Here is a 321-nt window from a genome sequence, read left to right on the forward strand (position 1 = left end):
TCCCAGCCATCTTCGATATAATGTACAGATTGCTGCGGCAACTTAGGCTGCGCGCTGCCTTTATTAGAGGCCACCAATCCATCATTGAACAAGGTAATGGCTTTACTCATGCCATGGATTTGGAAGTAACCACCTGGATAAGGTGTTAGCTGTGCCATACCTTCTGGCGTACCTCGACTGCCGTACACGATGATTTCGGGTATCTGTCCGCCAGCGTCACCCCAATGCGTGATATAAGAAGATTTGAACTCAACCATACGCTCGACTTTGACGCCCACCATATCGTCGATGACACCGGTGCGAAAGCCGCAAGCATTGACT

General features: G+C 49.8%; 1 protein-coding gene. It reads right to left on the reverse strand.

Annotated elements, in window-relative coordinates; all coding sequences use genetic code 11:
* A partial coding sequence (locus tag AAEZ03_RS26545; protein WP_350582757.1) for a hypothetical protein occupies positions 1-321 on the reverse strand: 321 nt, incomplete at both ends.

The organism is Pseudomonas sp. HY2-MNA-CIBAN-0224 (assembly GCF_040310285.1).
Taxonomy (GTDB): Bacteria; Pseudomonadota; Gammaproteobacteria; order Pseudomonadales; family Pseudomonadaceae; genus Aquipseudomonas; species Aquipseudomonas helleri.